Source organism: Dyadobacter fermentans DSM 18053, from assembly GCF_000023125.1.
GTDB lineage: Bacteria > Bacteroidota > Bacteroidia > Cytophagales > Spirosomataceae > Dyadobacter > Dyadobacter fermentans.
In genome coordinates this window covers 570,435-594,865 of record NC_013037.1, presented here as the reverse complement: position 1 = coordinate 594,865, position 24,431 = coordinate 570,435, and the positions used below count along the sequence as shown (strand labels likewise).

The window sequence follows — 24,431 nt, the reverse complement described above, 5'->3', positions numbered from 1 at the left end:
TCAGTTCTTTATCTGAACTTCGATTACTTAAAGCGTACCTGTAAATGAGCTTTCAAGAAAATGGAAAGGGTCATGAAGCAATTGGAAGTAGGAGCAACCGATGATAGAAGTGACGGAATCGATCGGGTATGAAGATAGCAAGTATTTAGCCGAGAATTTCGAAGGTTTTTCGGTAAAACGCCGATCGAGGGCAAGCATGGTATTAAAGGACAATAAAATACCGTCTTGAGCCTCGGAAAAAAAAATGTTTAGAATACTGCCGTTTTTCGGCATACGTTGAGTAAAAAGATCACCCTTCCGGATTCCGGAAGGGTTGATTTGTAAAATGTGGGTGGAGTGACTGGACTACACCCTGGGGACTAGCGACCAGGTGTGAGCGCTACTTTTTCTTGATGACTTTTTGTGAAACAGACGAGCCATCCGGCATTTGCATCTTAATCAGGTATGCTCCGTCAGGAAGAGACCGGATGTTAAGTGTCTTCTTGTTTTTACCGTCGTTGCGGCATTCTATCAATGTGCGCCCGAGAATATCCAGAATTTTGATCTCTTCTGAACCATTTAATCCTTCTATGGTCAATTCGTCCGCGGCGGGATTTGGGTAGGGGTACATCATGGTACTATTCTCAAATGTCACTACTCTGATCTGGCTATAAGTATATTTACCATCAACATCGACCATTTTGAGGCGGTAGTAACTCTTGGGTCGCTGAGGAGCTGGATCAGCGAAATGGTAGTCGAGTCGGCTGCTACTACCCGCTTCGGACGATAGCGACGGCATAAACCCTATCTGGGTCCAGACAGATGCATTTTCGCTTCGCTCGATTTCAAAACCTTTACTGTTTTCTTCGCTGGACGTAGCCCATTGCAGGTTTGCAATGCCGCCTTCCTGACCGATATTGAAGCTGATCAGCGTCACTGGCATAGGGCTTTCAGTCTGAATGGAGTAGGTAGCAGTGGCACTGGTTGCTCCGGCCCGATCTGTCATGGAATAGCTGAAGCCGATCGGGGCGCTGCTTGTTCCGCTTCCGGTTATCCCGTAGATCACCAGTTTGGTGACATCGAAGTCGGGAATATTCACCGGGCCGCCCGTCACATCTATATATACAGGTCCTGATCCGAAGTCATAGTACAGCTCTGTTGATCCATTAATCATTTCGATATTGAATGTGGTGCCCGTGCCCGTGTTACATGTACCTGCGCTCGCACAATCTTCTGGATCAGAACCCGAAAGCGAACCGCCGGTAAGGTAGCCCGTCAGGCTTGACGATGATGCAGAAATGGATTGGTAGCCTGACAATGCGGGATAGCTGGCGGGCGGAGTGCTGCTAAATGCTACATTCGGCACGACATAAGCTTTAAGGTCCGCCACTGGAGGTTGCTGGATACCAAAGTTGATATCTGTACTGTTTGTTCCTATTGTAAACACTGGGCTGATTCCGTCTGCCGGAGTTGTGTTTCCCGTGTTCTCCGGGCCGTTGAACTCTCCGGTATTTGCCCAACCTGCCGGAAGGCTTGGCGCGGGGGAGGCTGTGCCCGGGGTACCATTTGTCGTACTGAGTACCACGTGGTAATCGCCGGTAGGGATGCCATCAAAACCATAAAAGCCCGATGCGTTTACCGGGGCAACAGCTACGACATTTCCGTCAGTCCCGATCAGATTGGCATAAAGTCCGGACGGCACTGTATTTGGATTTCCCGTACTGTTATTCACATTTCCTGCATCGGGATCATGGAATACCGTCCCCGAAACACTCGCGACCAGGAGGCTGTTGGGGCAACTAGCTCCGTCATTATTGTTTGCCCCACCTGTGGGCGCAGTCGATATCAAAGTGGCCGCATTCGTTGTCATATTGACCCGGTAAAATCCTCCTAATGTATTGGCAAACACATAGAAGGTATTGGGCGTCTGATCGATAAAAACAGAGCCAAAGGCAACTTTTTCATTATTTTGAATACCACCGCCCGCAATTGAGGTTGGTGTAATGGTTACCTGCTGTGTGACCGGGTCTATCGTAAACCTGCGGTATGCGTTCGTTGCACTTTGTGCATCGATGATGCCGTTGAACAGCCCATTTGAAGAACTGTAGACAATATCCGATATATCCAGACTACTAGTGCCGATAAAAGTGTTTCCGTACGGAGCCGCGTCCAGCACATAAGAGTTCGTTGGGTCCACCAATTGCAGGTAAGTGGCTGCTCTGGCTGGATTGATATCAACTACGTAATATCTTGTGGCGAGCCTGCTATAGATGAATAAATAGCCGTCCCCAAAGACCTCCCCGACATTATAATATGCGCTGACTGCCGGAGCCGGCAAATTGGGAATCGAGTGGGTGGTAATAGCGGCATTAGACCCAATTTTAACTACCTGATTCGTGAGTACATTAATGCCCCAAATATAATTATCGAGCGTACTGTAACCGATGGAGTTGACTCTCGCCGGAAGATCCCCAATCAGAGTTCTAACACCTGTGGACACATCATAGCTATAAAGGGTCGAATTACTTGTATTTGGCCCGCTCACCTGATACGCGAGATTTGAACATGCAAACGGCGTGGGCTCTTGCGCCCATGCAAAGGACATCCCTATCACATACATCATAGTTACAAACGCTGCTTTAAGCGATGGTTTACCATAGTAGTCTTTTTTCATTTGCTCCGAAGTTTAAGTTTTGAGTAAAATCAATGGATTTAATTTGAGCGAGTTGTAATATTCAGCAAATGTGATGAGACAGACGGGAGACAATCTTGTCAATTGATGGGGAAAATATTGTCGAAGTAAATTTCCAAGGTGACCAGAGAAATAAGGGTATAAAATGGGGGCAATTTTCCTCTGAAGGATATCAAGTCGTCAATTGCTTTTTGCAATGCTTGTACAAAAGTCGAAATCAGAGTGCATTAAGCCGCAAAAGCTTTCGAACAGCAATGCAGTCGGTGATGATAAAACAATATTCTAGTTGTAGAAAAAGTTTGCTTGCGCCTTTTAACACAAAGTGTTAAGTCAGTAAAAAAAGCAGTATCAGGCAATGCAAAATGTGGTACCCTTTGCAGACCTTTTTGGACAGCAAAACGATTGCAAAGAGCAAAAATATCAATGACTTTTTTGACAAAAGTGATAACTTCAAATTGCCTGGAAAAGCAGAATCAGGCTCTGCTGGAGAGCAACCCGCCAGGAATACCCAGGCCGACGGAAATGAAAACCGGAGTACAATGCCCTGAATTCGCGGAAATCGCGACAGCAAGTTTTCGAGCACAATGGTAGGGACAGGGATATTTGGAGACCCTGCTCTTTTGAAATATCTTAAATACTTTATCTGCGGGGCAGAATTGCCATGGGAGTTGAAGATTGATTTACAGGCTGCAAAATCCAACGCGTACTACGAGGCTGAATTCCTGGATGAGGCCTGTGCGTATGCTACGGAATAGCGTTGACAGCTAGCCAGTTTGCTGAAAATGAGCGCCGTATTGGATATTTCCGAACCGCAATTTTTTATACGGATACCATTTTGGTGGGAGCGGGCGTGAGTGTCGATGCGCCTGGTTGGGCGTCAGATATCCGATTGAAGCGTGTGGTCGAAGGTTATTGTAGGCAAGAATGGCTCGTTCGATAGAAGTGCTTGCTGCTGAAAAAGAAAGAAAACCTCTTAGCTTAAAATGTAGTGGCTCTATAGTTCCGCTACATCTCGCAGTCGGCAAATTGTAGGACAAAACTATGTTTTGCTTTTCTTAGTCAACTTTGCCATCCGCAGGTCTCGCCAGTAGGCTTGTTCTCTAATGCGTTCCTTTGTTTCGTCGTATATGGCCTCGATTTCGTCCCAGAAAGATGCCTTAGCAGAGTGTTCGGAGGCAAATTCGATCGGAGTCTTACCGCCCAACGAGCTGTGTGGGCGGAAGTAATTGTAGTGAAATTGCCATTGAGCGAGTTTGTCGTCCAATTGGGGGTCTCGTAAGTCAACTGTTGTGTAAAATTCCTGGAGATCTGTCTGCTGGCTTCGTTCAACTTTGCCGTTTAAATGTGGTGACCTGGGTTTTATGGGACGAAACTTGATGCAGTAATCCATCAACTTCTGCTGAAATGCGACCGCAAAAAACTCCTGTCCTCTGTCCGTTTGAATACGTTGAATGGGGTAATGAAATTCATCAATAAGCTTGTCCAGAAAATCGATTGAATTGGCGGCCGACCGACGCGTGTAAAGTTTCAACACCCTTAGGCGGGTACAATCATCAATCGCCGTGTATTGATACAGGCCAGCTCTGATCTTGCAGACGTCTAACTGTACACGTTCGCCAGGAACGAGCTTAGCATATCGAATTGGAGGGGAATGTTTAGTAAATCGACGAATAGGTGCAACTGAATGCTTTTCGAGTATTCTCGCTACGGTAGAAGTTGAAATCTTCAAATCATGGAGCCTGAACAGATGAGAGCAGATTCTGAGTTTTCCATACTTGAATTCATCGCGTACCTTAAGTACGAGGGCCTCGTCTTCAGGACGATACTTTTGTCGCCCCAGCCGATGCGGACGGTGAGACCGATCTGTAAAGAGATTTTCATCCTCACGTTTTATCCAACGTTGTAACGTAGATCTAGCAATTCCGCACCTCCTGGCGGCAACCGATATGTTTCCGATCTGTTTATAGAGCATAACCCATTTCTGCCTTGCTTCTGCTCTCAGGCTGTCAGTGGCCATAACGAAACAATTTGAATCCGCACCGCCTCATTTTTTCTCACAACCCTCGGGGTAAGTGAGAGGGATTGCGAGAAAAAATGATCATTAATTTAACGACTTTCGGGAGTTAGTCGATGATCCAAATATGATTTTTTGAATGACCAGAAATGACTGTAAGTGTAGCGAATGTTATGAACCATCACACTTAAAATCCTCTTTTAAAGTTCGGAACACGCGTTCGGCCATCGCATTCTCATTGGGGTCGCCGCTTTCGGCCATACTGATTGGATCATTCAAAACAGCGCTCTTCAGCATCGAAGAAGGGAAAGTCCTAACGCTTCACGCCGTGGCGAATATTCGCTGAGCGTAGCTCTTCCTGTAAGTATCCCGAAACGACAGACAGTTTGAAATTAGAGATTAAACCTTAATTTTAAACTGATGAAAAAGACCAGATTCACAGAGACGCAGATCGTTTCGATCCTCAAGCAGCAGGAAGCAGGCATCCCAACCAAGGAGATTTGTCGGCAGCATGGCATTTCTGAGGCCACTTTTTACAATTGGAAGAGTCGGTATGGAGGCATGGAAGCTTCCGACGTCAAAAGGCTTAAGGATTTGGAGGAAGAGAATTCCCGGCTCAAAAAGATGTTCGCGGACCTGAGCCTGGATAACCAAATACTCAAAGAGATTTTCGTAAAAAAGGGCTGGGCTCTGCCGCAAAAAGGGAATTGACAGAGGAGATTGTTCGCGAGCACGATATCGCTGTGAGCAGAGCCTGTAAAATCGTTAGCCTTGTTCGCTCTCAATATTATTACAGCAGTAAGAAGGATGATTCTGAGGTAATTGAGTCGTTGCAGGACTTGGCATTCAAACACCCTTCATACGGGTTTAGAAAGCTGTTTGCCTACCTGCGAAGATCAGGTAAGCCATGGAATCATAAGCGAGTTCACCGCATTTATCAAGTTTTGAAGCTGAATAAGAGGCGAAAGGGGAAGCGGCGATTACCCGATCGGGTTAGGCAACCTTTAGCTCAGCCAGCGCAGGTGAATGAAGTTTGGAGTGTCGATTTTATGAGCGACAGTATGGTCGGCAACCGCAAATTCCGAACGTTCAACGTCATTGACGACTGCTCACGTGAGGCATTGGCCATAGAAATCGATACTTCACTTTCCGCGAAGCGGATCATTAGGACTTTGAACCGTATTGGAGAAAGCAGAGGATTCCCAATGGCGATCAGATCGGACAACGGACCGGAATTCACTTCCGGAAATTTCACGATCTGGTGTGAGGAAAAAGGCATTGAAGCCAAATTTATACAGCCAGGCAAGCCAACGCAAAATGGCTATATCGAACGATTTAATCGACTGTACAGAGAAGCTGTATTAGACGCTTATTTGTTCTTCGACCTGGATCAGGTCAGGCAATTAACCGCGGAATGGATTGAAGAATATAACCAGCGACGACCACATGAAGGACTGGGCAATTTGACACCATTTGAATGGAAGGAATCGCTGGTGAAAAAGAAAATTCACCACCAAATGACTGTCTGAGAAACGGGGTACTTACATTCCCTGGGTAAGTTTACTTGACAAATATAGGATCTACACCACTAATTGTGCATTGAATTGTAAGGTGTTGGTGCCCTGACTTTTTATTAGAAAATGAAGAATAATACTCCGAATCTAATTTTAGTTTGTTTGTTAGGATCAACCCACTCTGTGGACCGGAGTATTCTGTGGTTATACAAAAGCTCCAATGAGAGATTCTTTGACAATAAGAAGCTAAGCCCCACAGCACCGTTTGCAGTAAAAGTACCAGTACTCACAGCTACCTCATTGCGGTCAGAGTTAAGTGTTCGCCCCCATTGAAAGTTGTATCCTGTTGACAATTGCAAAAATGGCTTAACACGATATGATGTAAGATAGTACCTGGCAAATATTTCTGGCGCAAGTCCGTGCATTCGCGCTTCTGATTTGACCGTTCCAGACGTCCCGTCCAGCTTGGCAACGTTTTGGCCGTATGACAAACGAACACCAAAAGGCAAACGATTGATCACTAGATATCCTATTGAAGGAGCGATAGACCATGACAGATTTTTGCGCTGCATGCTACGGGATGCTCCGGCAAGGCCGTCGATGGATAGAACTTTATTCCCCTTTTTCAGATCGTCAGGTACCTTCTTTGAAGAATAGTCGCCGGAAAAACTAAGATTTTGCGCATGCGAGACTAATCCGGCGGTCAGTAATGTCCATGTCATCGCAACTTTTCTAAACTTCATCATAGCTTTTTAATTAAATTTGAGCGAGTATGTAATGTATGGCAACAAGGGAAACAATGAATATTGACTAGCTCCAATACTTTTGGGATACGGGTTCCCGCCTTCCCTTTCAACCCGAAGATCCAGGTATACCGGATTTCGCCTATTGTAAGCATTGTAAACACCTAAATTCAATTCAGCTTTCCGACCACGAGTGGCTCGCAACTTGCGCACTGCTCCGATATCCAAGCGGTGGTATGCCGGCAACCGTCCATTATTTCGTTTGCTATATACAAACTTCGGATTGTACTCATCCTCGATCATAACAGCACTCGTTGGTAATGTAATAGCATTTCCAGTTTGAAATATAAATGAACTATTAACTGCCCACTTTCTTCCAAGACTGATGCTACCTGTCGCGGCTAAATTGTGTCGTCGATCATAATTAATCGGATACCAATTTCCCGAATTGATTTGATTGAACATGCGTTCACTTTTTGATAGTGTGTAGGATATCCATCCAGTCAATTTACCAGTCTCCTTGTTAATCATGACTTCCATACCATTCGCTTTCCCGATTCCGCCTCGTCGAACAATTTCTTCCCAGGACTCGGCCAATAGACCAGTGAAGTTCGTTCCGTCGGGATAGTCAATCAAATTTCGGAGTTTCTTGGTAAATACTTCAATGGAAATATCTATTCCTCTATTGCTCAGTTTGCGAGACAAGCCCAAGGAAACTTGTCTCGCACGGCTAGGAGGCACGGTATATGTTGAGGGCACCCAGGCATCGTATCCAAAGCCATAGCCGTTATTCGTCAGCAAATGTAAATATTGATTGGTGACGGCTGCTCCCGAAGTTATTTTCCATCCTTCTCGTATATTCCAGGTGACTCCTAACCTAGGCTCGGGATTCACATAAACCTTACGCTGAGCACGATAGCTACTAAGTCGGAAGCCCGGATTTATTCGCAGGTTACTAAAAGTTTTATTCCAGCGTCAACAAAACCGTCCACTTGGCTCGCATATATCCTTCTCGTGACACTTCTTTGAATATTTGTAGTGTAATTACTTGCGGTTGTGAAAGGATTAAAAATGTGTCTGGTAAAGTCCGCACCAATTTTTAGGTCGACGAAATTTGAAGGAAAATACTCAAGTTGGAACTTTAACCCAAAATCGTTGACTGCTGCATCGGTATTTCTGAATAACATATCATTAGCCTGCTCACCAGACCCTGAAAATTCATTTTTAAAGGCACTTGTGTAATGTGAGTAAAGGAAAGTCGTCTTAGAAAATAGTTTGGGTGAAAACATTTTACTATACCTCACAGTACCGGTTGAATTGCCCCAGATGTTTCCTATGCCTGTTTTGGCTTGCTGACCATTCCCACTACTTAACCATTCAGTATATCTAAATCTGTCAAATCCGTTATAGAAGCTTAAATAGATTTGATCTGTATCGTTGATTTTATGAGTGACTTTGGCGCTTAAATCATAAAACCAATATGTATAACGTTCTCCAGAACCGGCATTATTCCTGCCAGCGAGCAATGACGCCAGTCCAACGGTCGACGTCCTACCACTTACTATAAATGATGATTTATTTTTGACGATCGGACCCTCAATAGTAACGCTTTGATTAAGCAGACCCAAATCTATGCTGGCTCCAAGTTTTTTGTTGTTACCATCCTTCATCTTAATGTCGACAACAGATGATAGGCGCCCACCGTAGATTGCGGGAAACGCTCCCTTGTAGAAATCCACAGATTTTATTGCCGCTGCATTAAAAACTGAAAAGAATCCCCCGAGGTGCATGACATTATATACCGGAACTTCATCAAGAAGGATGAGATTTTGGTCAGGAGTCCCCCCCCCTGACATACAATCCTGCGCTACCTTCAACTCCTGCGGATACGCCAGGAGTCAGTGCCAATACTTTCATAATATCAGCTTCGCCCAGTAATGCCGGAGTAGTTCTTACCTTATCCATTTGCAGCGAAAATTTACCGACAGAATTATCCTCTAATCGGTGATCAATTACCGTCAGTTCTGCCAAACGATTCTCTGATCTGACGAGCCGAATATCGATAGGCATTCGTCGTTGATTCAGCGTGTCGAGGATCAGGGGTTGATAGCCTAGATGTCTGATCATAACCGTTGAAGTCGAGTCAGGCACCGTTAAACTGAAGAAACCGTATGAATTAGTTAAAGTTGAAACCTTACCGGCAGAAATTGATGCCCCGATCAATAGTTCACCATTCGCATCATCCCGGACGGTCCCACTAATTGTGATTCCACCTCCATGCACCTTTAGTATTGACAATGCAAGAACCAGCCAGGCGATTATAAAGCATCTATATTTCACTGTATTTCAATGACTTTTGTATTACTTCCAAAAATAAGGCCATACCCACCTGTAATATTGGTCAGGGACGGTTGAGGCAGTAGAACAAGGTTATCAAGTCCTTCCGGCTGAGTGGCTTCCAACTTCCGAAAATCAAACAGAATTTTTTCAATTGTGGCAATCTTAATCTCCATTTTCCTAGCCTTCTCATATTCACCATTCGGTCCTGGTGCTCTCGAATAATTGCCCGAAACGACTAAGAACTGAACCGGCGTTGTGGATGCAGGCAAGCATTGCGTGGAGAATAAGAACTGCTGAAAAAAAGGGGAAGATTTATCACGGGCCCACGTGTGGCAATCCTCTTCATTTGCTAAGTGGTTATCCGAGACAGGACTATTGCTGGCAAGTGTATCTTTCTCAAAATAGCTCAGAAAGCTGATAGAGATGTAGGAGTTGCTTACAACGCTTTGCTCAAAATAAATGCTGATCAAGTCTTGCGGTATGTTTGTGCCGGGAAGCTTCGATACGTTTCGCTCTCTCTTAATTCTAACAATGGGGGATTCCGATGGAATTGTGATTGGGTCGCTTTTAATACTAGTCAAGCCTTCCTGCTCGGCCATGATTACATATGTCTTACCTTCCCCTACAACACTGTCTGATAGATATTCGCCTGGAGTATCTTTCGAAGCACGCATTGTTGTATAATACTTGCCATCGCAATAAATGTTCACATTTGCGCTAGACACGCCGAGATTTTCTGGAACCGGCCCAATGGGATTAAAACTTCTCCTGAGTATGGCTTTTATAGGTCTGCCTGCTTCAAGATTCGACCACAGAACCAACTTATCTCCATCATACTCTGATCCAATGGACAGCTCTCTTTCCCGGCAAGACGAAATCAGCAACCCGCAAACCAGGTAAGCCGTCGCCAATGTTAAAAACTTTCTACTACTCAAAATCATCAGCGTTGTCTAAATCAAAGATGCCAGTTCGCGAATATAGCATCCGCGAACCGGCACTGAATAAGTTTTAACAATAATTCTCCCAAACCTTGTCCTGTTAGAAATTGAAAGAGATCAATGGATCACTCGTGCCAGGTCGGCAAGTACCAGTGCCACTAGTAGACAACCAACCTAATCCCAAGTTGTAGGTTTCTGAAACAAACATGCTAATTTCTTCAGTTTCTGAACCGCTTCTAGATCCACTAAAAGGGAATGGCACACCCGCTTCATTGGAATATCCTGATGCGCTGAAACTTCGTCGAGCCGGATCTGCTTTCAAAGGTATTATCCAGACAGACCTTTCCCGATCATAAAGCAATTGCGCAAGGCTGGACGGCGCACTATGTAATAGGCATGTTGTGTCGGTGGTATATGCAATTCCGAACGAAGGCCTTAATGGCACTTCTCGAATCTCCAGTAAAGCCCCCGGGTTAAGCATTGCAAGCGGCCTCATTGCAGTAACGGCCTGGCGAATCATGTTGGAACGACGTCCTGAAACTTTAAAAACTGCCTCGAAAACTTTCTTTGTACAGCTGATGCCTGCCCATATGGTTTATGCATTCACGCTCGTAGGGCAAAGTCGCAGCTTCCGATCCGGTGGCCTACAACGAAGGCATAGCCTTGGACTATGACACTAACAATTGTACACTTTTCAGGGGTATCAACGAAGTTTATTGAACCGATAAGCGCATCCAAAGTGAACACAAGCGATGTTTTATTGATTCGGCTAGAGCTATTTGAAGTACGGAAAAACGACCGTATAATCAGCCCGCTCGCTTCGATAGACAAAATATATTAGCCGCAGCTCCACTCCATATTGGTAATGGTCTACATCAGCTTGGACGATGGTCATTTTTGACTTGGAAACGACCGTGTGCGTACGGACGCTCGAGAGCCAAATGGAAGGCGGTGGGTAAAGTTTACCATTTTTTTGTCAATGTGCGAAGCCGACAATATCGATCCCTGCCTGCGAAACACGTTTCACCAAGTCCACCAGTTGATGGTATGTCTTGTATCCAGTCACCTTTAAGCCTTTTCCATCGACAGTAAAAGTCAAGGTTGGTAGCGTATCGACCCGGTTGATACGTATCTTGTTGAGATCATCCAGCACTGCCTGTCGGGTCTTTCTACTGTCGAGTTCCTGGGCAAATCTGTTAAAATCCATTGTTGAAGGGTTTTTCTTCGCACACATTCTTGCGATTTCAAGCAGCGACTCCGGCTCACATAGATCTTGTCGACCTTGTGCCATTTCAGTTCTTATCGCATCCAAAAATAGATCCGCTGCCCATGAAGATTGTAATTCGGCGGCTTTGACTGCCTGGCAGGCAAATTTGGTTTTAGTAGCTGGAAAAGCGCTGTCCATGCCGGCCGCCATACAGAATTTAAAGCTTAGGTGATGGCCATACTCTGAGGTTAATCGGCACCAGTGTTGTTGCATTCTTTCACTGACAGGACAAAACGGATGGGTGTAATAGACGACCTTGATCGTCGGCGTAAGCGTATTAAACTGATCCATATCTTGTAAAATAATTACTCCTAAGTTGAACAGCGTACGAGAAGGAATTGAAAATTTCCGCCCCTCGCAAAAAATGTGCCTGATATTAACGACGCAGCCCCTAGCTTGCCATAAGGGAAATCCAAGGTTCCCTATCCAGAAATCCGCGACTGCCAGTACGCGAGCAGCGGCGGGATTGCAAGCTCAAAAAACGTAACAATGTCAAACGGGGAGGGCGGTAAACCGTGGCTGGCAACAGACAACATGCGTCCAACAGCGCCGAAAAAAATAAGGGCACAAATAATCCTCAGCTCCGCTGATCTGCTCTTTATGTTTGGGATAATAGACAATGCGCACAAACCGACGCCAACCGATAGCCCATTCAAAAAACGAAGGTTGCTATCCAGTAGCACACCCGAAGGCTTGTAGGCTTCATCGTAAATTGGATTGTTAATTCCTGCCATACCCAGCAGGCCCGTAACGATCGGCACCGTGGCACAGATGCCTAGCGATACTTGCAATAACCTTCTACTTCACCTCTTTTTCATCGAGTCTTACAGCCTGAGCTGCCAATTGAACTTTGCGCGTTTGCGCACGGCGAGATTATAAAAATCATTCCGCAACTCGCTGTTAACCGCTGGAACGGATTTTTCAATGGCGCCGCTTTCCCAAACCCGGTGGATCAAAGCCGGTGGGTATTCACTATAAACTATAATCACAATGAAAATAGTCAGCACAAGCATGCACGCCAGGATCGATTACATCGCGGGTATCTTCTTTTTTGCATCGCCATGGATTTTCAGCTTTACCGAGTCGGTCTATGCGGCATGGACGGTGATCGCTATCGCGGCGGTAGCGCTCACAATGTCCCTTTTCACAGATTATGAGGGAGGAATGGTCCGCAGCATTCCAATGCGTATACACTTAATGGTGGACCTTCTTTCCGGCGCACTGTTGGCCGCTTCCCCATGGCTATTCGGGTTTGCCGATCAGGTCTTCGTTCCGCATCTGGCCATGGGCCTGTTTGAAATAGCTGCGGCGATGCTGACAGTTAACCATGCACCTGATGAAAAGACCCAGCCGGTAGTCGATCCGAATGCGGACGGGGTCAACGGATCAAGCTATTAGTACTATCTTATTTCAAATAGAGGCATTCTATGAAAAAGGAAGACATTGTCCCAGGGGATTTCTACCGGATACTGTTTGGCGAAGCACCGCCGGTTTTTATGCTTGAAGTACTGCTGCGCACCCTGCTTCTGTATCTCGCCCTTCTCTTCGTCGTCAGGATCATGGGTAAAAGAATGGGCGGTCAGTTAACCATTTCCGAGCTTGCGGTGATGGTCACCCTAGGTGCGATTGTCTCACCAGGGATGCAAATGCCGCAAACCGGTCTTTTAGTGTGTATGTTGATTTTGGTGTGCGCCCTTGTCTTCCAACGCGGCTCAAACTGGCTGGAATTCAAAAGCGCGCGCTTTGAGCATATTAGTCAGGGCGAAGTTAGCACATTGATTAAAGACGGTGTGTTACAGTTGGACGAGATGCAGCGAACCAAAATATCCCGTCAGCAGCTTTTTGCAGCACTTCGCAACGAAAGCATCTATAACCTGGGCGAAGTTGAGCGCGCCTACCTGGAAGCTTGCGGTATGTTCAGTATATATAGAACAGAACAAGCTACGGCGGGCCTGTTACTGTACCCGCCCAGTGACCCGGAAATCAACGCATTCCGCCAGCATCAGCTCGATGATAGGTTGGCGTGCGCCAATTGCGGGGCAACACCCCAGGGTCAGCAAAGAAGTGATCGCTGCCCGGTCTGCGGCGCTGACCAGTGGGATCAGGCGAGCATATCTGAAATCAATTAACTGCTAAGACATGAAAAAAGAAGATATTAGGTTTGGCGACTGGCAGCGCGTGTTTATCGGGGATGTTCCCGCCGCATTTTACTGGGAAGTAGTCCTGCGAATAGCCATTATCTACCTGATCCTGATGGTTTCCATGCGGTTGATGGGCAAACGAATGGCCTCGCAGCTCAGCCGGAACGAAATGATCGCGCTCGTTTCACTGGCAGCGGCTATCGGGGTTCCTCTGCAAGCACCGGACCGCGGTATACTTGCCGCCGTCGTGATTGCGATCGTGGTGGTTGCCATTCAGCAACTGGCAGCATGGCTGGCAAGCCGTAATCAAAAGCTTGAATCGGTAACGCAGGGGGATATGACGATTTTGGTCGCTGACGGCGTGATGCAATTGGACAACATGCGTAAAACCGGCATTTCGCGGGAACGCGCATTTGCACAACTGCGCAGCAATGGAGTCGTTCAACTCGGCCAGGTCAAGCGACTGTATTTTGAGGCTGGCGGTACTTTTACTTTTATGAAGGAGGATGACCCTTCGCCCGGGCTGGGTATTCTGCCCGGGCATGATCACCAGTTCGAATTGCGCAGGTACCGTCCTTCGGACCGGATGGTTTGTGACAAATGTGGCCTTGTCGCACCCTACCACGATTATTCCGGCAATTGTGTAAGGTGCGATGGGGAAAAGATAGTGATGGCGGTAGCGTAAAAAGCAAGTGGCGGCCATGTGCCGCCACTTTTACGGATTTTCTTTCTTTTTCTGCGGCTGATCGCCCGAAGGCGTTTGACTCGCAGTGTTACTTTTCTTTTTGGAACTTCCCTGAACGGTAGAACCGGACTTTTTTCTGTTTACCGCATTCACACCGGTATTTTGCGGGTTACTGGCAGGGGGAACGCTGTTGGTTTTGTCAATGTGGGTTGGAGGCGTGCCGGTCGTGGCTTCGCTGGTGATGCTGGCTGACCCGCTGGCTCGCGACTGCGTCCCTGCCTTGCGGGCATCTTGGCTCTTTTTTTCGGTTGATTTTCCCTTTGTCTGATCGGATGCAGACTGCGCCCATAGCGTAGTGCCCATTAACAAAAGCACCGCTGCGATATAGAATGCTGCCTTTTTCATTGCTTTGCTTTTTTAATTAATAAAAAGGGCAGCCTATGCAGCCAAAATGCTGGCCCGCCCGCTGCCCTATTTTGAACTAAGACATTAACCGCCGATAATATCTTTTACTTTATCGATGAAGCCCGGATCCGGCGCCACACCTTGTTCGATCTGACCGTGGATTTCCTTGTCCGCTGGTGCGAGTACGGGAAGCCCGCCGGTTGGTACTGCTTTCTCGAAACGAAAAATTCCCTTGCCATCAATTGAGGATCCCTCCGTCCAGCGGCCGGTTGCGTTACTGACTTCATTGACGCTAGTGCTCAGGAAGCTGTAAGCCACATTTTCATGTTGCAGGCTCGACGGGAAGCTGTTGGGGACCGGGTAAGCATCCGGCCCGAGCTCTTCGAGTACCGCCATCCATTGATTTTGGTGCATGGTGTCGCGGGCGATCAGGAATGCGAGCATGTCCTTCATGCCCGAATCGTCGGTCATTTCGTATAAGCGTGTGGCAAGCACCCGGCCGGTGGTTTCGGCCATCACATTCGCATGCATATCAGCCGCGATGTTGCCGCTGCTGACTACCCATGAGCCGTTGAACGGAACACCGTTCGCGTCGGCCGCCATCGCACCCAGCCCGGCCGAAAGGATATGCCGCGGGTCGCGACCGCCCATCACAGCCTCTACCATGGGGTTGCTCATTGCCATCTCGTCCTTCAACGCGCTGGACGATCCTTCCAGGTTCAGGCAAACGGCCGTAGCGAGCATTTCAATATGTGCAATTTCCTCGGTTCCCGTTTCCAGCAGCATATCCCTGTATTTCTGAGGTCCACGCGAGTTCCATGCTTGAAACAGGTATTGCAAACAAACGCGCATTTCTCCTTCGATGCCGCCAATTGCCTGTTGGAGTAATTTCGCAAATTGAGGGTTTGGCTTGTCAACCCGCACTGTGTACTGAAGTTTTCCGTCGTGGTAAAACATAATTTTGAATTTTAAGGTGAGAAATGGCGCGGGCCGACATAAAAACCATTCCATCAGCGCTTCCAAGTACCCTGCTTACATCCATATCGCCGTATTCAGGTTTCCTTCGTTTTTCACCCATCCCCGGGGCATACTTGCGCAATTCGAACTCATTTCGATATTGCCTGCAAAGTCTATGGCGATCAGCCCACCTTCCCCTTTCAAGGCATTCAGCTTTTCATGGATCGCTGCATCGCATGCCTCCGCCAGGGTTAAACCTTGGTATTGCAGCATTGCTGCCACGTCGTGCGCGGTTACCAGTCGTATAAAGTACTCGCCATCGCCTGTGCAGCATACGGCGCAGGTATCGTTATGGGCGTAGGTGCCCGCACCAATCACCGGGCTGTCACCCACCCGACTATATTTCTTATTAGTAAGACCACCTGTGGAGCTGGCGGCTGCCAGGTTCCCATGCATATCGCGCGCAACAGCACCCACTGTATCGGACGCTTTTTGCAAATGCGCATCTTTCGCATCCTGCAACTGCTGGTACCGCTCGGGGGTAGCAAAGTAGGACATCTCTTCCATCGGAATACCACTTTTTCGGGCGTAGTTATGCGCCCCCTCGGCGACCAGCAGCACAAATTGCGGGTCTTCCATCACCTTTCTGGCAAGCAGGATTGGGTTTTTGACATTTGTTACCGCAGCTACCGCACCTACCCGCAAGGTTTTGCCGCACATCATTGCCGCATCAAGCTCCTGCACTCCATCGGAATTAAAGACAGCCCCCCTGCCTGCATTGAAAAGCGGGTTGTCTTCCAGCTGCATCACCGCGTGCTGCACCGCGTCGATAGCTGCTCCGCCCGATTGCAGTATCGTGTACCCTGCATTCAATGCAGTATGCAGACCCAGATGATAAAGTTTTTCTTGCGCCGGGGAAAGCGCGGCTGCATCGAGCGAACCCGCCCCACCGTGGATGGCTATGGAGAACATATTGGAAGTATCGGAAAGTGAATAATCGAAAAATGGACCCGGCAAGCAAAATGCTTACCACGACTCTACCGCAGCGGATAAATACTTTTGTGCAAACTTTTCCACAAATACTTCCACTACTTAAGAGTAGATTTTGTCACCTCAAAAATGCTAATCGGCTTTCAGCCAGTCTAATGTTAATCTTGCGCCCAGTTTAGTGTGGATTTGCAAGTTGTGGAATAACCGCAAATGCGATGATGGTACGCTTTTAATTATCCGCTTCCCCACTTTTAAAATCTATTAAAAAACTTACCCAATGCTCCAAGAGCAAACACAGTATGAAGATCGTAGATATGCGGTGCCTGCGCGGACCTAATGTATGGTCTGTCCGCAGGCATCAACTCATCGTAGCCAAAGTAGACCTGGAAGAGTTTGAAGAATTACCTACCAACAAAATTGAGGGTTTCTATGATCGCCTGAAAGCCGCGATACCGAGCCTTGAAAGTCACCATTGTTCGGAAGGCCATGAAGGCGGGTTCTTTGAGCGCGTCCAGGACGGGACGTGGATGGGACATGTAATGGAACACGTCGCATTGGAACTGCAAACACTGGCCGGAATGGATTGCGGCTTTGGCCGTACCCGGGGTACGGGCGAATATGGGGTTTACCATGTCGTATTCGAGTATCAATGCGAACGCGCCGGAAAGCTGGCTGCCGAAAAGGCCTTGGAAATGCTACTTGCGCTGGCGGCCGGGCAGCGCTTCAACCTGAATAATACTATCAAGGAATTAAGTGAAATCTTCCATCAGGGCAAGCTCGGGCCGAGCACCCAATCGATCGTGGCAGCAGCAGCGGAGCAGCACATTCCCGTTATCCGGTTGAATGATGATAACCTGGTACAGCTGGGCTACGGTAGCCGTCTGCAACTGATCGAAGCAACGCTGACGCAGCGCACCAGTCATATGGCCGTAGAACTGGCCGGAAACAAATTCGCTTGCAAAAAGGCATTATCCCGGGCCGGAATCCCTGTTTCGGAAGGCTTTGAGGTGGAAGATGAAGCAGGACTTATGGCGGCCTTAGAAGCGCTGGGATTTCCGCTTGTCATCAAGCCACTGGACAGCAATCAGGGGAAAGGGGTTAGCATCAATGTCACGGACATCCATGCAGCACATGAGGCTTTCAACGAGGCTGTCATCTATTCGGAAAAGGTAATCGCGGAACGGTTTGTGCAAGGCTCGGATTACCGGCTGCTGGTGATTAACGGCCGGATGAGTGCGGCAGCAAAACGGACGCCTGCCACCGTATACGGCGATGGCATTTCGACTATCAAAGAGCTGATAAACCAGCTGAATCTGGACCCGCGCCGCGGTGAGGGTCATCAGAATTTCCTGACGCGCGTCCCGGTGGATGATGCGCTTACCGCCTGCCTAAGTGCCCAAAGCGTTTCGCTCGATACCGTACTACCTTCCGATGTGAGCGCAGCGGTATGCAAGGTAGCGAACCTGAGCAAAGGCGGTACGTCGGAAGATGTTACCGATTGTATCCACCCGGAAATTGCGCGGATGGCTGAACGTGTAGCCAGGATCGTCGGTCTTGACATTTGCGGGGTGGACGTGATGGCCACAGACATTACACTTCCGCTGGACGCTTCTGGCGCGGCAGTTATCGAGGTCAATGCAAGCCCGGGCTTTCGGATGCATATTAACCCACTGATAGGCAAACCGCGCGATGTAGGTGCGGATGTGGTCAAGATGCTTTTTCCCGATCCATCCAAAGCCCGCATCCCGCTGATCGCGGTCACCGGTACTAATGGCAAGACAACTACTACCAGGCTTACGGCCCACCTGATGCGTCAACCGGGTATTTGCGTGGGTTTTACAACCACTGATGGCATCTATGTGGACGGCCGGCTCGTCGAGCAGGGAGATTGCACGGGCCCGGAGAGCGCCCGCAAGGTATTAACCAACCCGTCGGTGGATGTAGCCGTGTTGGAAACGGCCAGGGGCGGTATCCTCAGGGCCGGGCTGGGGTTCGACCAATGCGACGTAGGTGTGATCACCAACATTGCAGCCGACCACCTGGGCCTGAACGGCGTTCAAACGCTGGAAGATATGGCCAGGGTCAAAAGTGTGATCGCAGAAAGCGTAAGCAGGGACGGCTATGCGGTCTTGAATGCGGAAAACGAACACTGTGTGGCCCTGGCTGCCAGGCTGGAATGCAAGATCGCTTTTTTCAGCATCAATCCTGAGAACGCGCACGTCCTGGCACACACTTGTGAGGGTTGCCTGGCATGTATTTACCGGGACGGTTACATAACCATCATTGACGCCAGTGAGCGCATCCAGATTGAGCACGTACGCGACATTCCAGCCACAATGGGGGGTAAATGCCCTTTTATGATTGAAAACGTACTCGCAGCCGTATTGGCAGCTTATTGCCAGGGTGCCCGGTTGTCACAGATCCGGCAAGGCCTGCGCGCTTTCCAGGTCTCCGATCAGTCCACGCCGGGCAGGCTGAACCATTTCGCCTTCCGGGATTTTAATGTATTGGTAGACTATGCCCACAACCCACACGGCCTTCACGCGCTGGGAGAGTACCTGAAAACGATTCCCGCATCCGGCAAACTCGGCATCATCACAGGCGTCGGCGATCGACGCGACGAAGACATCCGGGAGCTCGGGAATGTGGCGGCAGGTTGTTTTGATCAGATCATCATCCGGCTCGACGATGACCTGCGGGGCCGGCAGCAGCAGCAAATGATCGACCTTTTGAAGCAGGGCATTACAGCCGCCAACCCGTTATGCAAAGTGCAGGTAATCAGCGATGAGCTGAGAGCCATACGGCATGCAACCGGTCGGGCCAGCAAGGGCCAGCTCATTGTTGTGCTTACTGACAAGGTCAGCGACACTACGGGGCTGGTCAAGCATTTGCAGCAGGTCGAACAAGGGGCCCTAACAGCTCCTCAGCATCCGGCCAGACAAGTTAAACCAGCCAACGCCGGGCAGCAACTTATCGCGACTGCGGCAATTCGGCAAGGAATTTACAGGACACATTTATGAGTAGAACCGACATTAAAAGCCCCCATGGCAAGCTGATTGCCATTGGGGGTAAAGAAGCACGAAGCAGTGAAGAAGGCATGCTTGCCGGAAGTACACGGGAACCTGCTCACGACAGCGGATCGATCCTTACCCATGTACTGGCCGAAATAAAAGGGCCCGCATCGCGGATCGAAATCCTTACCACGGCCTCTGAGCAGCGATCCGAAATGGCTGACATGTATACCGAGGCATTCCGCAAATTAGGCTGCGAACAGGTGGGCATTCTCGATCTGGACGGCCGCAATGTTGACAGCAAAGAAACGCTTCAACGGCTTGCAGCGGCAGACGGCCTGTTCATGACTGGTGGCGACCAGACCCGCCTGATTGAAAAAATAGGTGGTAGCGAATTCCTGAAAAACCTCAAACGGCGGTACCAGCAGGATGATTTCACCATTATCGGTACCAGCGCCGGCGCCATGGCCATGTCCGAAGTGATGATCAACGAAGGCGACAGTACCGAGTCCCTGCTGAAAGGGATCGTCTCGCTTTCCCGTGGGTTTAACTTTTTGCCTAAAACCGTTATCGATACGCATTTCATGAGCCGCGGGCGTTTTTCGCGCCTGGCCGAAGCGCTATTAATGCACAAAGGCATGACGGCCCTTGGTATCTGTGAGGACACGGCATTGGTGGTTGGGGACGGCGGCATAGCCCGGGCAATCGGCTCGGGCATCGTCATGGTGCTGGAAGCGGAAAAGGTAAGATCTACCAATTTCAAAGAAGCGAAAAAGGGAGAGGCGATCTATGTGGAAGGCATGCAAATTCACATACTTGCCAGCGGGGCGATGTATTCGTTGCCCGAAAAGAAGTTTCTGTTATCCACCCAGCCACAATGAAATCGATCCGGATACATACGGTGGACCAGTACATCCGACAGATATTGGCACTCAGCAAAGAAGCATCGGACTTTTGCATCTTCCGCGGCCAGCGCGTAAAAGCGCCGCTTACCCCTTCCATTGCCCGCTACGATCTGACAGACAGTATTCCACAGGTCGAAAAAAGAATGCTTGCCGACCTGAAGCGAATGGGCAAGATGCTGATCGGAAGTCCGGTAACGGATGATTGGGAGCTGCTGATCCTGGCGCAGCACTACGGTTTGAAAACCCGGCTGCTCGACTGGTCGAGCAACCCGCTGGTAGCCATGTTCTTTGCTATCCGCGATATCGACGACTCGCAAAACCCGTCTTATGTATATGCTTTTACCGGAGACGAAGGCCAGGTTTTCGACAAGGACAACGCCATGGCCGGACAGAAGGGCGGCTCCCCGTTTGAGATAACCGAATTGAAAGTGCTCAGGCCTTCCCTAAATAACGAGCGCATCATCGCCCAGTCGGGATGGTTCACGGTGCATCCTTACGATCAGGTGCAAAACAAGTTTGTGCCTATGGACCAGGATCAGGAAGTCAGCGAGAGCGTGACCGAATTTGTGATCGATGCGGATATCAAAGCAAAGCTCATTGACGATTTAAACATGCTCGGCTTCAATGCACAAACAATGTTTCCCGAGCTTGCGGGGCTATGCCATTATCTGAACTGGCAGTATCTGAGGGCACCCAGCTTATAGCCACAGGCAGAAAAACGTTTCGGGAATAAAGTGGCCGCCTTATTCCCGAAACGTATTCGTTATTAATGCCCGGAACGAAGTGACCGTTGACCGGCATAAGGTGGCCCGGATAACCCATTCTAAATATCAATCATCCTTTTTAGCCGCCTGTCCGGGCTTTCCGGTCGCATTATTAGACTTTGCGGCCTGATTGACTTTTCCGCCTTTGCTGACTTTGGATTCGTTGTTTGCATTGGTTCGTCTGCCCGCGTTGGTTGCCCTTCCCGCCGGACTTGCCCTATCAGGCTTCCCTTGCCGTGTGTGCCTGGCGCCATCACTTGTATTGCGCGGCCCCCCAGTGCTTCTGTCGCTGGCCGGGTTTTGTTTGACTGTATCCTCTGGTTGAATGTTGGGATTTGTTGAATTGGTTGTTGACTGGGCGAAAGTGGCCGATACGGTGATCGCAAAGGCTACGGCGGCCATGACTAGCTTTTTCATTTTCATTTCCTTTGAAAGTTTGTATGGATAATCGTCAAAGCGGGGGCCACTGTTAAAAATTATGCCATAAGCGATGTGATCGCAAACCGGCCGGACAGCAAATACCCGGTTATCAAGCGCAAGCGGGGCGTAACGAGCAGGCACACTTTTTATGTAGCGCACCGGATCTATTGAGAACGCCCTACTCTGCATTACCTGCGCCGGGCAATTCTCAACTGATCGTGTCCATTTCCAAATTAAACAAATCAATCCTTTATGAAAAAGCTGTTACTTCCACTGGGCATTGTAAGTCTTTTCTTCGTCGCTAGCTCCTGCACTGACCATGACAGTGACGGGATGCTTAACCAAACAGACCGCGACTTTATGATGAAAGCCGCAGATGCCAACCTGTTTGAGATCAAGGCCGGCGAGCTGGCGTCGGGCAAGGCCGCTGCCGACTCAGTCCGGCATTACGGCCACCATATGGTCACCGATCACAGCATGGCTACTGTGGAACTGAAATCGCTCGCTGAAAAGAAAATGGTCACATTGCCGGAAAACGTCTCTGCGGCAAAGCAAATGAAACTTGACAGCCTGGCCATGCTCACAGGAATGAGATTCGATTCGGTCTACATGGCCATGATGGTTATCTCACACGTGGAAACGATCGATCAATTCAACCTGGAAACCACATTAGGACACGATCCGGAGGTCAAGTCTTTCGCGGCAGGCAAGCTTCCGGTGCTGCATCACCATTTAGAGGAAGCGATCAGGCTAAAAGAATGGCTCTGGTAATCCAGCCTCTTTTTGTTTAATAATAACATGAAGCTTATGAATTACCGTCAGAGCTTTCCGTTGCTAAGCATGTTTGCGATATCCGCACTCACGAGCCTGCTGCTCACTGGATGTGCCACCAAACAGCTCAGTAAATCGGACCGGCGAAAAGTCCAGGGCAAGACCTTTGTAGTAACCGGCGCTTCAAGCGGCTTTGGACGGGGCGTAGCATTGCGGCTCGGCGAGTACCACGCAAATGTGGTGCTCGCCGCACGCCGGGGTGAAGTGCTCGAATCCGTCGCAGCCGATGTCCGTAAAGCAGGTGGACAGGCCATTGTGGTGCTAACCGATGTGGGCAGGCAGCAAGACGTCGAACGCCTGGCTGACACGACCGTCAAAGTGTTCGGTAAAGCTGATGTTTGGATCAACAATGCGGGTGTAGGGGCTATCGGCGGATTTGAGGACATTCCTCTCGATGAATATTCAAAACTGATCGATGTCAACCTCAAAGGGGTCGTATACGGAAGCCAGGCCGCCCTGAAACTGTTTAAAAAGCAGGGTTATGGTAAGCTGATCAACACCGGCTCGGTCGAAAGCGCTGTGCCTTTGGCATACCATGCAACCTATGGCTCCACCAAGGCGGCTGTCAGGGCGCTAGGCAATGTGCTACACCAGGAACTACGGCTCAGCGGGCATCTTAAAAAGATAAAGGTGGTTACGATCATGCCGTGGGCGGTGGATACACCATTCTGGCGCCATGCGGCCAATTACAGCGGCGGCACGCCACGGATGGCTGCTATGGACGGGCCTGAGAAAGTGGTGAATGCGATCATTTTTTCCTCCCTTCACCGCCGGCGTGAATTGCCCGTCGGCTGGAAAGCACGGGCATCGTATATCTCACACCGGTTAATGCCCCATCTGACCGAGCGGATTTCGGCCAATATCGCCTACCGCTATCAAATCAAGACTGCACCGCCAGCACCGCCTACAAAAGGTTCTGTAATGTTGCCGATGCCTGAGGGGCAGGGCATCGACGACGGCGTGCGTCAGAGAATGAAAGCCGAAAAAAAAGAACAAAAAGGGAGAAAGGATTCAAATAAACGAATAGAGCAATGAAAGCAAAGCCAATTATAGCATCGATTTTAGCAGCATTGCTGTTTTCCGCATGCACCAAAAATGACAACGTGAAAGAAGCGTCCGACACCGGAACCCCGATTGACACAGCGGTAGTGGGAAAAGACACCAGCCCGGTAAGCACCAGAAAGGACATTGAAAATAGTGACGAGCAAAAGTTGACATTGCCAGGCAGGGACACCACCAACACCGACGAACGACAGTGATAGTGTCGTAGGTACGGTATTTATATATGCTGCCCCTTTTTCATTCAAACTTTAGTTATGGAAAATATATCAAGTCAAATTTCCGGCAATCACATTCTTACTACGGGTCTTGGCCGGACAATGCAGGCCGAAGAACACTTTTGCAAGGTAACCCGGCAAATCATGAAATGTGTTAGCTCAGCAGAGTTTTACCGTATGCTTGGCCATGTGCTGGCCCTGTCCGAGCAGCACCAGCAAAAATTGATGGGGAGTTTCGGAGTGGTAGCAGCCACCAGTTCAGAAACTGCGGCCGACGAGTTCGAACAGCATATTGATGCAGTAGCGTGCGGAAAACAGACGGCAGCGGCGAACGATTTGACCTACACCTGGTTGATCACAAAGATCATCCAACGCAAGATCGACTGCTATGAACAGGTTTTGAGCATTATTGATTCGCAGCAGCTGCACCACCACAAACGGATATTGGGCGCTGCATTGTCAGATGAGACCGCTACCGAGCTGTTTATGCAAGAACTCGCCGAGCGGCTTTTTCTGCGCCAATTCCCTGAACACGCTTCATTGGCATAAAATCCCATT

25 protein-coding genes are annotated in these 24,431 nt (G+C 48.9%); 11 read left to right on the top strand and 14 right to left on the bottom strand.

Annotated features, from left to right (window positions below; all coding sequences use genetic code 11):
* Positions 1 to 379: 379 nt before the first annotated feature.
* The 3 genes from DFER_RS02630 to DFER_RS02620 all read right to left on the bottom strand — a co-directional run bounded on the left by DFER_RS02630 (position 380) and on the right by DFER_RS02620 (position 4,688).
* Positions 380 to 2,653: a DUF6923 family protein gene (locus DFER_RS02630; RefSeq protein ID WP_012780145.1), complete on the bottom strand. Its 2,274-nt coding sequence runs from the start codon at positions 2,651 to 2,653 to the stop codon at positions 380 to 382.
* 782 nt (positions 2,654 to 3,435) lie between these two features.
* Positions 3,436 to 3,696 (bottom strand): integrase core domain-containing protein, encoded by a 261-nt coding sequence (locus DFER_RS29805; RefSeq protein ID WP_229206253.1) that lies wholly within the window; start codon positions 3,694 to 3,696, stop codon positions 3,436 to 3,438.
* Positions 3,697 to 3,710: 14 nt separating this feature from the next.
* On the bottom strand, positions 3,711 to 4,688 hold the full coding sequence (locus tag DFER_RS02620) for an IS481 family transposase (RefSeq protein WP_012780142.1): 978 nt from the start codon (positions 4,686 to 4,688) through the stop codon (positions 3,711 to 3,713).
* Between the two features lie 417 nt (positions 4,689 to 5,105).
* Here DFER_RS02620 and DFER_RS02610 point away from each other — a divergent pair.
* Positions 5,106 to 6,214 (top strand): IS3 family transposase gene (locus tag DFER_RS02610; RefSeq protein ID WP_222837289.1). Its coding sequence is split into 2 segments (ribosomal slippage): positions 5,106 to 5,355 and positions 5,355 to 6,214, totalling 1,110 coding nucleotides; the frame shifts between segments, so codons are not numbered across the junction.
* Positions 6,215 to 6,318: 104 nt separating this feature from the next.
* Here DFER_RS02610 and DFER_RS02605 read toward each other — a convergent pair.
* The 7 genes from DFER_RS02605 to DFER_RS30820 form a co-directional block, all read right to left on the bottom strand.
* Positions 6,319 to 6,945 carry an outer membrane beta-barrel protein gene (locus DFER_RS02605; protein WP_012780139.1) on the bottom strand — a complete coding sequence of 209 codons (627 nt, stop codon included), beginning with the start codon at positions 6,943 to 6,945 and terminating at the stop codon, positions 6,319 to 6,321.
* Positions 6,946 to 6,951: 6 nt separating this feature from the next.
* Entirely contained in the window at positions 6,952 to 7,743 is a 792-nt protein-coding gene (locus tag DFER_RS02600) for a TonB-dependent receptor (RefSeq protein ID WP_041734665.1), read from the bottom strand.
* 140 nt (positions 7,744 to 7,883) lie between these two features.
* Positions 7,884 to 8,819, bottom strand: a complete 936-nt coding sequence (locus DFER_RS29005; protein WP_143828635.1) for a TonB-dependent receptor plug domain-containing protein — start codon at positions 8,817 to 8,819, stop codon at positions 7,884 to 7,886.
* A complete protein-coding gene (locus DFER_RS29000) occupies positions 8,776 to 9,225 on the bottom strand; it encodes a carboxypeptidase-like regulatory domain-containing protein (RefSeq protein WP_229206252.1) in 450 nt (149 codons plus the stop codon). The genes DFER_RS29005 and DFER_RS29000 overlap by 44 nt, the downstream gene beginning before the upstream one ends.
* 53 nt (positions 9,226 to 9,278) lie before the next feature.
* The gene (locus tag DFER_RS02590) at positions 9,279 to 10,223 is read right to left on the bottom strand and encodes a DUF4249 domain-containing protein (RefSeq protein ID WP_012780138.1); all 945 of its coding nucleotides are present in this window, start codon (positions 10,221 to 10,223) and stop codon (positions 9,279 to 9,281) included.
* 973 nt (positions 10,224 to 11,196) lie between these two features.
* Positions 11,197 to 11,778, bottom strand: a complete 582-nt coding sequence (locus DFER_RS02585; RefSeq protein ID WP_012780137.1) for a DsbA family oxidoreductase — start codon at positions 11,776 to 11,778, stop codon at positions 11,197 to 11,199.
* Between the two features lie 131 nt (positions 11,779 to 11,909).
* A complete protein-coding gene (locus tag DFER_RS30820; RefSeq protein WP_374754558.1) occupies positions 11,910 to 12,221 on the bottom strand; it encodes a DUF4345 domain-containing protein in 312 nt (103 codons plus the stop codon).
* A gap of 256 nt (positions 12,222 to 12,477) precedes the next feature.
* Here DFER_RS30820 and DFER_RS02575 point away from each other — a divergent pair, with 256 nt between their 5' ends.
* Genes DFER_RS02575 through DFER_RS02565 form a run of 3 tightly spaced genes read left to right on the top strand, consistent with a single transcriptional unit; the run spans position 12,478 to position 14,313 of the window.
* Entirely contained in the window at positions 12,478 to 12,885 is a 408-nt protein-coding gene (locus DFER_RS02575) for an SPW repeat domain-containing protein (protein ID WP_012780136.1), read from the top strand.
* 29 nt (positions 12,886 to 12,914) lie between these two features.
* Positions 12,915 to 13,616, top strand: a complete 702-nt coding sequence (locus DFER_RS02570; RefSeq protein WP_012780135.1) for a DUF421 domain-containing protein — start codon at positions 12,915 to 12,917, stop codon at positions 13,614 to 13,616.
* Between the two features lie 10 nt (positions 13,617 to 13,626).
* Positions 13,627 to 14,313 (top strand): DUF421 domain-containing protein, encoded by a 687-nt coding sequence (locus tag DFER_RS02565; RefSeq protein ID WP_012780134.1) that lies wholly within the window; start codon positions 13,627 to 13,629, stop codon positions 14,311 to 14,313.
* Positions 14,314 to 14,343: 30 nt separating this feature from the next.
* Here DFER_RS02565 and DFER_RS02560 read toward each other — a convergent pair whose 3' ends face one another.
* The 3 genes from DFER_RS02560 to DFER_RS02550 all read right to left on the bottom strand — a co-directional run bounded on the left by DFER_RS02560 (position 14,344) and on the right by DFER_RS02550 (position 16,647).
* Complete coding sequence (locus tag DFER_RS02560) at positions 14,344 to 14,718, bottom strand: hypothetical protein (protein ID WP_012780133.1); 375 nt, start codon at positions 14,716 to 14,718, stop codon at positions 14,344 to 14,346.
* Positions 14,719 to 14,802: 84 nt separating this feature from the next.
* Positions 14,803 to 15,675 carry a manganese catalase family protein gene (locus DFER_RS02555; RefSeq protein ID WP_012780132.1) on the bottom strand — a complete coding sequence of 291 codons (873 nt, stop codon included), beginning with the start codon at positions 15,673 to 15,675 and terminating at the stop codon, positions 14,803 to 14,805.
* Positions 15,676 to 15,750: 75 nt separating this feature from the next.
* Positions 15,751 to 16,647, bottom strand: coding sequence for an isoaspartyl peptidase/L-asparaginase family protein (locus DFER_RS02550; RefSeq protein ID WP_012780131.1), 897 nt, complete (start codon positions 16,645 to 16,647; stop codon positions 15,751 to 15,753).
* Between the two features lie 317 nt (positions 16,648 to 16,964).
* Here DFER_RS02550 and cphA point away from each other — a divergent pair, with 317 nt between their 5' ends.
* Genes cphA through DFER_RS02535 form a run of 3 tightly spaced genes read left to right on the top strand, consistent with a single transcriptional unit; the run spans position 16,965 to position 21,285 of the window.
* Positions 16,965 to 19,685: a cyanophycin synthetase gene (gene cphA, locus DFER_RS02545; protein ID WP_012780130.1), complete on the top strand. Its 2,721-nt coding sequence runs from the start codon at positions 16,965 to 16,967 to the stop codon at positions 19,683 to 19,685.
* A complete protein-coding gene (locus DFER_RS02540; protein ID WP_012780129.1) occupies positions 19,682 to 20,557 on the top strand; it encodes a cyanophycinase in 876 nt (291 codons plus the stop codon). Before cphA ends, DFER_RS02540 begins: the two co-directional genes overlap by 4 nt.
* Positions 20,554 to 21,285: an FRG domain-containing protein gene (locus DFER_RS02535; RefSeq protein ID WP_012780128.1), complete on the top strand. Its 732-nt coding sequence runs from the start codon at positions 20,554 to 20,556 to the stop codon at positions 21,283 to 21,285. Before DFER_RS02540 ends, DFER_RS02535 begins: the two co-directional genes overlap by 4 nt.
* Before the next feature lie 126 nt (positions 21,286 to 21,411).
* Here the strand turns inward: DFER_RS02535 and DFER_RS02530 are convergent, their stop codons facing one another.
* The gene (locus DFER_RS02530; RefSeq protein ID WP_187293420.1) at positions 21,412 to 21,924 is read right to left on the bottom strand and encodes a hypothetical protein; all 513 of its coding nucleotides are present in this window, start codon (positions 21,922 to 21,924) and stop codon (positions 21,412 to 21,414) included.
* A 93-nt stretch (positions 21,925 to 22,017) separates the two neighbouring features.
* Between DFER_RS02530 and DFER_RS02525 the strand changes: the two genes are divergently transcribed.
* From DFER_RS02525 to DFER_RS02510, 4 genes are read left to right on the top strand one after another with little or no spacing between them, the layout of a single operon-like run.
* Complete coding sequence (locus DFER_RS02525; RefSeq protein ID WP_012780126.1) at positions 22,018 to 22,536, top strand: DUF4142 domain-containing protein; 519 nt, start codon at positions 22,018 to 22,020, stop codon at positions 22,534 to 22,536.
* A gap of 36 nt (positions 22,537 to 22,572) precedes the next feature.
* The gene (locus DFER_RS02520; protein WP_222837299.1) at positions 22,573 to 23,631 is read left to right on the top strand and encodes an SDR family NAD(P)-dependent oxidoreductase; all 1,059 of its coding nucleotides are present in this window, start codon (positions 22,573 to 22,575) and stop codon (positions 23,629 to 23,631) included.
* Positions 23,628 to 23,855 carry a hypothetical protein gene (locus DFER_RS02515; RefSeq protein WP_012780124.1) on the top strand — a complete coding sequence of 76 codons (228 nt, stop codon included), beginning with the start codon at positions 23,628 to 23,630 and terminating at the stop codon, positions 23,853 to 23,855. Before DFER_RS02520 ends, DFER_RS02515 begins: the two co-directional genes overlap by 4 nt.
* A gap of 57 nt (positions 23,856 to 23,912) precedes the next feature.
* Positions 23,913 to 24,422: a hypothetical protein gene (locus DFER_RS02510; RefSeq protein ID WP_143828634.1), complete on the top strand. Its 510-nt coding sequence runs from the start codon at positions 23,913 to 23,915 to the stop codon at positions 24,420 to 24,422.
* Positions 24,423 to 24,431 lie beyond the last annotated feature (9 nt).